Genomic DNA, 9,721 nt, shown 5'->3' with positions numbered 1-9,721 from the left:
CGGTCTGGGCACCGGTCTCGTCGAATTCCAGCACGATCTCGGCGGCTTCGTCCGGATTCTCCTCAGCGTATTTCCAACCTTTCATCGAGGCGCGAACAAAGCGAACCATTTTGTCCTCGAAGGCCGGGTCGGTGAGGTTTTCCTCAAGGACATAGAGCCCGTCTTCGAGCGTCGCGACGCCATTGTCTTCGTATTTGAACACGGTCAGGTCGTCAGGCGACAGGCCCGCGTCGATCACCTGCCAGTATTCGTTGTACGTCATGGTGGAAACACACGCCGCCTGCCCGTTCAGAATCGGGTCGACGTTAAAGCCCTGTTTCAGCACCTCGACACCCGCATCCGATCCGTCGGTCGGAATCTCAAGCTGGCTCATCCAGGACAGGAAGGGGAATTCGTTGCCAAAGAACCAGACACCCAGCGTCTTGCCGGGGAAGTCTTCGGTCGTCTCAACGCCCGCATCCTTGCGGCAGGTCAGCATCATACCGGACGATTTGAACGGTTGTGCGATGTTGACCATCGGCAGGCCCTTTTCGCGGGCAGCCAGGGCGGCGGGCATCCACTCGACCGTCACATCAGCACCACCGCCGGCCAACACCTGTGTCGGTGCAATGTCCGGGCCGCCGGGCTTGATCGTGACGTTCAGGTCTTCCTCGCCGTAGAACCCTTTTTCCAACGCCACGTAGTAGCCGGCGAACTGGGCCTGCGTGACCCATTTCAGTTGCAGCGTGACGTCATCCGCCGCCATGGATGCACCGGCGACGAGCGATAGTGCTGCGGCTCCGAATGTTGCTTTGATCTTCATGATACCCTCCAAGGTGATTGCAGTTTTTTATCCGCGTTGTGACGGGTGCCAGAAGGTCACCCGCTTTTCGATCCAGGCCACGATGCCGTAGAATGCCGTGCCCGCCAAGGCGGCGACAGCGATTTCAGCCCAGACAAGGTCGATGCTCAAGCTTCCCACGCCGGTCGAGATGCGGAAACCCATGCCGCGCGTGGGAGAGCCGAAATATTCGGCAACGATGGCCCCGATAAGCGCCAGCGTGGTGGCGATTTTCAGGCCGTTAAAGATAAATGGCATGGCCGCGGGCAGACGCAGGCGGAACAGCGTTTGCCAGTATCCAGCGGCATAGGTCCGCATCAGATCGCGCTGCATGGCCGAGGCTTCGTTCAGGCCCTGCACTGTATTCACAAGGATGGGGAAGAACACCATGACCACCACAACCGCCGCCTTGGACTGCCAGTCGAAGCCGAACCAGTTCACCATGATGGGCGCGATGCCCACAATGGGCAGGGCCGCCACGAAGTTGCCGATGGGCAGCAGGCCCCGCGTCAAAAAGGCAGACCGGTCGATCAGGACTGCGGCGACAAAGGCCGCGATGGCCCCGATCGCAAAGCCACGCAGCGCGCCCTTGACCACGGTTTGATGGAAATCGACCCAAAGAATATCGGTAGAGGCAGCAAACGTCTGTGCCACGGTCGAGGGCGCAGGCAGGATCACGGGCGAGATGCCAAAGCCACGCACCAGCGCCTCCCATATGACCAGCAGCGTCAAACCAAAGATCACCGGGATCGCGATCCGAACCGCTCGGCTGTTGCCACGATGGGCCAGCCAGCTGTTCAGCGCCCAGCCGCCCAACCAGGCCAGCAATGCAAGGATCAGCCAACTCATGTCGCCATCCCCATGCGTTTCAGCGTGATGCGCTGAATCAGGTCAAGCAAAGTCACCAGCGCCCCGGCCAGAACAGCGGCTGCAAACAACGCTGACCAGATGGCCAACGGTGTGCCAAACTGGTCGCCAATCAGGATGCGCGCACCCAGGCCACTGATGGCCCCGGTCGGCAGCTCACCCACGATGGTGCCAACCAATGCCGCCGCAATGCCAACCTTAAGAGAAGTGAACAGGTACGGCACTGAAGCAGGCAAGCGCAGGCGTAAAAAACTCTGTAAGCCGCTGGCATTGTACGTACGAAGCAAATCCAACTGGGACGTTTCCGGCGCCCGCAGCCCCTTCACCATACCCACCAGCACCGGGAAGAAACACAAGTACGCCGAGATGATGGCCTTGGGCACACCACGTCCCTCAATCCCCACCTGGCTTGACAGCACGATGATCATGGGCGCCAGCGCCACGATGGGAATGGTCTGGCTGATAATGGCCCATGGCATCAGGCTCAGCTGCGCCGTGCGGGAATAGACAGTGGCCACCGCCCCCACGATGCCCAGAAGCGTGCCAAGGGCAAACCCCCACAGCGTTGATTGCAGAGTGATCCAGCCATGATAGATCAAGCCGCGCTTGGACCATGGCCGACCTTTGGCAACCATGGCACCCGTGGTCTTCCACAGCTCCTGCCCCACCTGCGCAGGAGTCGGAAGGCGCGGACGTTCAAGTGCGTAGCCCAGCCCGACATGATCGGAATTGCTCAGCATGAGCCGCCAGACGGATACTTCGCGCCGTGGCACTGACCCCTCGGGTACAATCACCTCGCCCGCCCGCTCGGCCTGATCCAAGGCCACGCGGACGTTCATGGGCGCCACGGCAAGATACCAGATGCCCAAGATGACGGCCAAAACGGTCAGAACTGGTAGCACGGATCGCATCAAGCCATCCCCTGCTTCATTTCGCCAGATAAACCGCGCCCCATTGCCAGACAGGCAGCTTTGCCGCCGTGAGGGGAGGGTCGCTTTGCCAAGGATCCCAGATCAGTCATAGGCATGCCCTGCGCGTAGCCCGTCCCGCACCCGGTGCGCAATCTCTAGAAACTCAGGCGTCTCTCGGATGTCGAGCGGCCGTTCGCGCGGCAGCGTGCTTTCGATCACATCGGTGATCCGCCCGGGCCGGGGCGACATCACCACAATCTTGGTCGACAGATACACCGCCTCTGGGATCGAGTGGGTGACAAAGGCGATGGTCTTCTCCGTCCGGGCCCAAAGCTGCAAAAGCTGCTCATTCAGGTGATCCCGCACAATCTCATCAAGCGCGCCAAAGGGTTCGTCCATCAACAGGATGTCCGCATCAAAGGCCAGTGCCCGGGCGATCGACGCGCGCTGTTGCATACCGCCGGACAGTTGCCACGGAAACTTCTTTTCGAACCCCGACAGCTCAACCAGCTCCAAAGTCCGCGCGACCCGCTCGGCTTGTTCGGCTTTCGAATAGCCCATGATCTCCAATGGCAGCGAGATGTTCCGTCCAATCGTCCGCCATGGATAAAGCCCCGCTGCTTGGAACACATAGCCATAGGCGCGCGCCTTCCGCGCCTCTTCCGGCGTCGTGCCATTCACAGTGATCGAGCCGCCCGTGGGTGTCTCAAGATCCGCCATACAGCGCAGAAAAGTGGTCTTTCCGCACCCGGACGGTCCAATGAACGAAACAAAATCACCCTTGGCGATATCCAGAGATACGCCCTTGAGCGCATGGACCGGGCCGTCGTTGGTTTGGAATGTCAGATCGAGGTTGTGGGCGGAGATGACTGAATCAGCCAACGTGTTCACCTCCAAGTCCAAATTCAACAGTGTGCCAGAGTGCCCCACCACAAAAGCCAGCGAATCCATGAACCAGCGTCAAAGTAAACGGATGGGACCAAAATGAAACGCCCGGATACATCGCAGGATGAAGCAAAAACATCAGCATCACACTGACCAAAACGCCGCCCAGAATGGCGCCGCTAAAAGGAGACATACCCAGTTTGCCGATAACGCCGCGCAGTAACAGCCCGATTGGCAAACTTGCAATTGCGAGAACGACGAAAATCAGTACCCCACCAATCCACTTTCCAACGCCTTGAAGAACGCCAACAGAGCCAAAAACCACAGCTTCAACCCCAACGAACAAAAGCAATGAAGAAAGGAGGACAGCCACAAAGTGTGCCGCTATTGCCCTTCTAACGCGCATCAAATCCCCGCTGGAATGTTCAAAGGATCACGCTCGATCATCTTAGGTGCCGTGAGCGCTTTCCACTTTGACAGTGCCACCGATGCGCTCGGGAACGCTGGACGCGGCACGAACTTGCCCCGACCGGGCTGTGGTTGCGAGTTCTGGCCCCAGGCCCAGATCACCTCACCCCGGCTGAGCGTATAGCGCGACTGTGCCTTCACCTCGAACCCCTCGAACACGTTGTAGTCGAGTACGGAGTGGTGATTGGTGGGTGAAATTGTCTTAGTGATCTTGGGATCCCACACCACAATATCCGCATCAGCGCCCTCAACAATCGCACCCTTCTTGGGATAAATGTTCAGGATCTTCGCCACATTTGTGGACGTCGTCGCCACAAACTCGTTAGGAGTCAGGCGTCCTGTCTCTACCCCTTCGGTCCACAGCACGGCCAGACGCTCCTCCAGCCCGTTCGACCCGTTGGGAATGATCCGGAAGTCATCACGACCCGCACGCTTCTGTTCTGTGTTGAACGCCGCATGGTCTGTCGCCACCACTTGCAACGATCCAGCCTGCAGACCCGCCCAAAGCGAATCCTGATGGTCCTTCGACCGGAAGGGGGGAGACATCACCCGCCGCGCCGCGTGGTCCCAATCCTTGTTGAAATACTCGCTCTCATCCAACGTCAGGAATTGGATCAGCGGCTCACCATAGACCCGCATCCCTTTTTGCCGCGCGCGCCGGATGGCTTCATGCGCCTGCTCGCAGGACACGTGCACGATGTAGAGCGGAACACCCGCCGCATCCGCAATGGTAATGGCTCGGTTTGCCGCCTCGCCCTCGAACTCGGGCGGGCGGGAATAGGCATGGCCTTCAGGCCCTGTAATCCCCTGATCGAAATACTTCTGCTGCATTTCGGCCACCAGATCACCGTTCTCGGCATGGACCATGGGCAAGGCACCCAACTCGGCGCAGCGCTTGAAGGACGCGAACATCTCGTCATCCTCGATCATCAGTGCGCCTTTGTAGGCCATGAAGTGCTTGAACGAATTGACGCCCATATCGACGGCATCCTTCATTTCGTTAAAGATGCTCTCGTCCCAGCCGGTGATGGCCATGTGATAGCCCACGTCCGAGCAAATCTGCGGCGCAGACTTGCGGTGCCACTCGTTGATCGCGTTCTTAATGGACCCATCCGCTCCCGGTAGGCAGAAATCCACGATCATCGTAGTCCCACCGACAGCGGCAGCCCATGTACCCGACTCAAACGTCTCGGCCGCGGTGGTGCCCATGAAAGGCATCTCCAGATGGGTATGCGGGTCGATCCCGCCGGGAATGACGTACGCACCTCCGGCGTCGATGTATTCATCGCCCACCAGGTCCTCGCCAATCTGCTTGATGGTTTCACCCTCAATCAGAACATCGGCCTTCCAGGTCCGGTCCGCTGTGCAGACCATCCCGCCCTTGATCACCTTGGTCATGTCATCTCTCCTCTGTCAGCTGTTTCTTCTGACGAAAAATACCACGGGGTCTCGGGCAGAGCCCCTGTCAAACGGATGCAAAACACCCCAACGCTGGCCCATGCACACCGATGTCCATAGGCCCGAAATCACTCTCCACGCACAACGAAAAGTATCCCGCACGCGGCAAGTATACCACGCGATAGGCACCATCGCTGCGTGTCACGGTCCAGCAGCGCTGCGTGACGCCCCCGCTGAAATTCACCGTCGTCTCAAAGGGCTGCACCAAAGCGTCTTCAAAACCCTGTAAAATCGCCCGCTCGGCGGCGGTCTCGCGTGGCGCATCCAGCGCCTCCGCGGCCACCAGATCGGCGATACGGTCTGCGAGACTGAGGTCCGGGTCAATCACGCCAAGCCCTTTCCGATATCCGCTTCGCAACGAGCCGGTCGGTTGCGGTATCGGATACGCGTGTAGAGTTTCCGAGCAACGGGCTCATCCTCCGCAATCATAGGTCAGGCGCGCCTGAAGGGGATCGCTCCCGTCTTCGAGCGCGACATAGACGAGAAAACAGCTCTCGAATCGACCAAGCGTGTCGGCGAACGCAGTCCCGGGCGCGCCGGATTTCGGTCGGTCGCCGATGGTCACCGTAGTTGTGCCATTGCTGTTGATCGACGCGACGGCGGCTGACATTCCGGTCTCGCAATTCTTCACCAATGCACCGGCTTCGGCGGCAAAAACCTTGCCGGAAGGTTGGCAGTCCGTCTGTGCAATGTCCGCGATCTTCGACGAAATAATGGATGTCGCCGCATCGAAATCGTCATCCGCAACTGCATCGCGCGCTGTTGCAATGCTTTGCCTTGCATCGTCGGACAAAACGGCCTGAACGGATGGGGCGTTCAACACGGCGAACATGGCCGCCATGGTTTCCGCCGCCCGGTCTACGTTCCTGTTGCCGTGCGCATAGCCTGCACCGTAAACGGCGATGACCACCGCCGCGGCAGAGGCGATCTTGAGGGCGGTGCTGATCACCCGACGATCTCCGCCGTTTCCACCACCGCATGCATCAGAACGTCTGCCCCGGCCGCGGCCCACTCCTTGGAGATCTCTTCGGCTTCATTGTGGCTGAGGCCATCCACGCAGGGACACATGACCATGGCGGTCGGCGCCACCTGGTTGATCCAGCATGCATCATGACCGGCCCCTGAAATGATGTTCTGGTGGCTGTAGCCCAACCGTTCCGCCGCCGACCGCACCGCGGTCACACAGCCATCGTCAAAGGCCACGGGATCGAAGCCGCCGACCTTTTCAAAGGTAATCTCGAGCCCCATCTCGGCCGCAATCCTCTTACCTTCGAGGCGCAGCCGCGTCTCCATATCCTCGATCACCTCAAGCTCGGGTGAACGGAAATCGACGGTGAACACAACCTTGCCCGGGATCACGTTGCGCGAGTTCGGGTAGACGTCGATATGCCCCGCGGCGCCCACCGCATGTGGTTTGTGCGACCAAGCGATCTCATCAACCTTCTCCAGCACGCGCGCCATGCCGAGCCCCGCATTCCTACGCATCGGCATCGGCGTCGAGCCGGTGTGGCTGTCCTTGCCGGTTATCGTGACCTCGGTCCAACTCAGCCCCTGGCCATGGGTGACAACGCCAATATCCTTGTTTTCCGATTCCAGAATGGGCCCTTGTTCGATGTGCAGTTCGAAAAACGCGTGCATCTTGCGCGCGCCCACTTCCTCGTCCCCGCGCCAGCCGATGCGCTTCAACTCGTCGCCAAACTTCTTGCCTTCCGCATCCTCGCGTTCATAGGCCCAGTCTTGTGTATGGATGCCAGCGAACACGCCGGACGACAGCATTGCGGGGGCGTAGCGCGTGCCTTCCTCATTGGTGAAGTTCGTCACGACGATCGGGTGCTTCGTTTTCACATCCAGATCGTTGAGCGTGCGGATGATCTCCAAACCACCCAACACGCCCAGCACGCCGTCATATTTGCCGCCAGTCGGCTGTGTATCAAGGTGGCTGCCCACATAGACCGGCAGCGCATCGGGGTCCGTACCCTCGCGCCGCGCGAACATGTTGCCCATCTGGTCCAAGCCCATGGTGCAGCCCGCCGCCTCGCACCAGCTATGGAACAGTGCGCGCCCTTCGGCATCTTCATCGGTGAGGGTCTGTCGATTGTTGCCGCCAGCCACGCCGGGACCGATCTTGGCCATCTCCATCAGGCTATCCCACAGCCGCTCTCCGTTGATCCGAAGATTTTCGCCCGGTGCCGCCATGTGATGTCCCCTTTTGCCGATGGTCGTTCACTTTTTGACCAATTGGTAAAGCTACGATTGCCAGCCAACGCTTTTCTGTCAAGAACTGCTTTGAACAGAATTGCTCAAGAGACATGCATCTGCCTAGACTTGCAGCAGAGCCGGATACAGGATCGCTCATGGCCGACGACACATCGAAGAAACCCAGCCGCATCCAGATGCGTAACCGCAGTCTGATCCTTGATGCAGCCCTCGATGTGTTTTCCGCCCACGGCTACCGCGGCGCGACGCTTGATCAGATTGCGGATGCGGCGGGCCTCTCGAAACCCAACATCCTGTATTACTTCAACGGCAAGGAAGAGATACATGTCACTCTGCTGAACCAGTTGATGGAGACATGGCTGGACCCGCTGGTCGAAATGGATGCCGCGGGCGATCCCATGACCGAACTGCTCGACTATGTGCAGCGCAAGCTGGATATGTCCCGCGACCTTCCGCGCGAAAGTCGCCTGTTCGCAGGTGAAATCCTGCAGGGTGCCCCACGCATGCTTCCACATTTACGGGCCGATCTGAAACCGCTGTTTGACGAGAAATGCGCCGTTATTCAGACGTGGATGGATGATGGCAAACTCGCGCAGGTCGATCCACGGCACCTTGTGTTTTCGATCTGGGCCACAACTCAGCACTACGCCGATTTCGATAGTCAGGTGCGCGTGTTGCTAGATGACGAACCGCATGACAGCGCAGCGCGCTTTTTGGATCAGATGTATCGCAGCCTGCTCGCCCCCTGAAAACTGTGCGCGTTCCCAATGCGAGCAGGCTGAGTTTCCGAAATTCTACTCAGCTGCCGTCGCTGATGGATTGTTCGGATGTGTTGTCCAGTTGGCATAGTCCGGCTCGACCACCTTCCCTGTACGGGGATCGGTAAGGCCGGGTTCCATCGCTTCCATCGTGATGCAGTTTTCGACCGGACAGACGTTGACGCACAGGTTGCAGGCTACGCATTCGTCATCGATGACTTCGAACACACGATCATCGGACATTGAAATGGCCTGGTGTGACGTGTCCTCGCATGCCGCATAGCAGCGCCCACAAGAGATGCAAAGATCCTGGTTGATCTTTGCTTTGCTCACGTAATTCAGGTTCAGGTACTGCCAGTCCGTCACGTTCGGCACAGCGCGGCCCACAAGCTCGTCCACTGACGCGAGGCCTTTTTCGTCCATGTAGTCAGACAGGCCCGAGATCATCTCCTGCACAATCTTGAAACCATAGGTCATGGCGGCCGTGCAGACCTGCACATTGCCAGCGCCAAGGGCAAGGAACTCCGCCGCATCCTTCCAGGTGGTCACCCCGCCGATGCCGCTGATGGGTATCTCGCGCAGCGACGGATCGCGCGCAATCTCGGCCACCATGTTCAGGGCGATGGGCTTCACCGCCGGGCCACAATACCCGCCATGTGCACCTTTACCGTCAATCGTCGGTTCGGGCGAAAACAGGTCCAGATCCACCGATGTGATCGAGTTGATCGTGTTAATCAGTGATACCGCATCGGCGCCGCCTGCTTTCGCGGCAGAGGCTGGCTTGCGAATGTCGGTGATGTTTGGTGTCAGCTTCACAATCACGGGCATCCGTGTGTGCTTTTTGACCCAGCGCGTGACCATCTCGATGTATTCAGGCACCTGCCCCACAGCGGACCCCATACCGCGCTCAGACATCCCATGCGGGCAGCCAAAATTCAGCTCAACCCCATCCGCGCCTGTGTCTTCTACCAGCGGCAAGATACGGGCCCATGGGTCTTCCTCACATGGAACCATAAGTGACACGACCATCGCCCGGTCAGGGTAGTCACGTTTGACGGCCTTGATCTCCTGCAGGTTCACCTCAAGGGGTCGGTCCGTGATCAACTCGATGTTGTTCAGGCCCAACAGCCGCCGATCGGCGCCATAGATCGCGCCATAGCGGGGGCCATTGACGTTGACGACGGGCGGCCCGGCTTCACCCAGAGTTTTCCAGACAACGCCTCCCCACCCGGCCTCGAACGCACGGCGGACGTTGTATTCCTTGTCCGTGGGTGGCGCAGAGGCCAGCCAGAACGGGTTGGGTGACTTGATCCCGATGAAATTGCTTTGAAGGTTTG

General features: G+C 59.2%; 11 protein-coding genes. 1 reads left to right on the top strand and 10 read right to left on the bottom strand.

Annotation, left to right across the window (positions count from 1 at the left end; translation table 11 throughout):
- The 9 genes from AC6RA8_RS18320 to AC6RA8_RS18280 all read right to left on the bottom strand — a co-directional run.
- The coding region (locus AC6RA8_RS18320; RefSeq protein ID WP_500354653.1) for an ABC transporter substrate-binding protein at nucleotides 1–802 on the bottom strand (802 nt) is incomplete at its 3' end.
- Nucleotides 803–829: 27 nt separating this feature from the next.
- The gene (locus AC6RA8_RS18315) at nucleotides 830–1,669 is read right to left on the bottom strand and encodes an ABC transporter permease (RefSeq protein WP_500354651.1); all 840 of its coding nucleotides are present in this window, start codon (nucleotides 1,667–1,669) and stop codon (nucleotides 830–832) included.
- Nucleotides 1,666–2,598: an ABC transporter permease gene (locus AC6RA8_RS18310; RefSeq protein WP_500354649.1), complete on the bottom strand. Its 933-nt coding sequence runs from the start codon at nucleotides 2,596–2,598 to the stop codon at nucleotides 1,666–1,668. The genes AC6RA8_RS18315 and AC6RA8_RS18310 overlap by 4 nt, the downstream gene beginning before the upstream one ends.
- Nucleotides 2,599–2,700: 102 nt before the next feature.
- Nucleotides 2,701–3,480: an ABC transporter ATP-binding protein gene (locus AC6RA8_RS18305; protein WP_500354647.1), complete on the bottom strand. Its 780-nt coding sequence runs from the start codon at nucleotides 3,478–3,480 to the stop codon at nucleotides 2,701–2,703.
- Nucleotides 3,473–3,856: a hypothetical protein gene (locus tag AC6RA8_RS18300; protein ID WP_500354645.1), complete on the bottom strand. Its 384-nt coding sequence runs from the start codon at nucleotides 3,854–3,856 to the stop codon at nucleotides 3,473–3,475. Before AC6RA8_RS18300 ends, AC6RA8_RS18305 begins: the two co-directional genes overlap by 8 nt.
- A gap of 32 nt (nucleotides 3,857–3,888) precedes the next feature.
- Nucleotides 3,889–5,349: a dihydropyrimidinase gene (hydA, locus tag AC6RA8_RS18295; protein ID WP_500354643.1), complete on the bottom strand. Its 1,461-nt coding sequence runs from the start codon at nucleotides 5,347–5,349 to the stop codon at nucleotides 3,889–3,891.
- 67 nt (nucleotides 5,350–5,416) lie between these two features.
- Entirely contained in the window at nucleotides 5,417–5,737 is a 321-nt protein-coding gene (locus AC6RA8_RS18290) for a hypothetical protein (RefSeq protein ID WP_500354641.1), read from the bottom strand.
- A gap of 84 nt (nucleotides 5,738–5,821) precedes the next feature.
- Nucleotides 5,822–6,358: a hypothetical protein gene (locus AC6RA8_RS18285; RefSeq protein WP_500354639.1), complete on the bottom strand. Its 537-nt coding sequence runs from the start codon at nucleotides 6,356–6,358 to the stop codon at nucleotides 5,822–5,824.
- Nucleotides 6,355–7,605: a Zn-dependent hydrolase gene (locus AC6RA8_RS18280; protein WP_500354637.1), complete on the bottom strand. Its 1,251-nt coding sequence runs from the start codon at nucleotides 7,603–7,605 to the stop codon at nucleotides 6,355–6,357. The genes AC6RA8_RS18285 and AC6RA8_RS18280 overlap by 4 nt, the downstream gene beginning before the upstream one ends.
- A gap of 158 nt (nucleotides 7,606–7,763) precedes the next feature.
- On the opposite strand from AC6RA8_RS18280, the gene AC6RA8_RS18275 reads away from it, so the two are divergent.
- Nucleotides 7,764–8,375: a TetR family transcriptional regulator C-terminal domain-containing protein gene (locus AC6RA8_RS18275; RefSeq protein WP_500354635.1), complete on the top strand. Its 612-nt coding sequence runs from the start codon at nucleotides 7,764–7,766 to the stop codon at nucleotides 8,373–8,375.
- Between the two features lie 45 nt (nucleotides 8,376–8,420).
- Here the strand turns inward: AC6RA8_RS18275 and preA are convergent.
- Nucleotides 8,421–9,721 (bottom strand): NAD-dependent dihydropyrimidine dehydrogenase subunit PreA (preA, locus tag AC6RA8_RS18270; protein WP_500354633.1); only part of this gene is annotated, 1,301 nt, incomplete at its 5' end.

The organism is Tateyamaria sp., from assembly GCF_059783535.1.
Note: the sequence above shows the minus strand (reverse complement) of the source record. Positions and strands in the feature narration are given on the sequence as shown.